Here is a 364-nt window from a genome sequence, read left to right as displayed (position 1 = left end):
ACATCACTTTCATTCGAGCCATAATTTATCTTAATAAAACTGTCGCTTGTAGGATCTTGAGAAGAAGGTCTCGCATAGGTATAAATATCGCCAGCATTCAAACCACCCTCAAAAGCTAGGATATTGATGCCTTGGGTATCAGTAATATAGATCGTACCGTCACCGGGCTTCACGATAAAGGTATCATTACCCGCGCCTCCGTCTAAGCGGTCTGTACCCGAGCCTCCAGATAAAACGTCATCACCTTTTCCACCCTGGATCTGGTCATTACCTGCGCCGCCATATAATTGATCATCACCTTCACCGCCGTAAAGCCAGTCATGCTGCTCCCCGCCATTAAGACGGTCATTCCCTTCGTCGCCAT

The 364-nt window shown here is 47.3% G+C and carries 1 protein-coding gene; it reads right to left on the bottom strand.

The genetic code is table 11. The features are described from left to right. A partial coding sequence (locus A3756_RS05045; protein ID WP_368664570.1) for a calcium-binding protein occupies positions 1–364 on the bottom strand: 364 nt, incomplete at both ends.

The sequence above is a fragment of the Oleiphilus sp. HI0086 genome, from assembly GCF_001635225.1.
The sequence above is the reverse complement of the archived record's forward strand: the minus strand, read 5'-3'. Positions and strand labels throughout refer to the sequence as shown.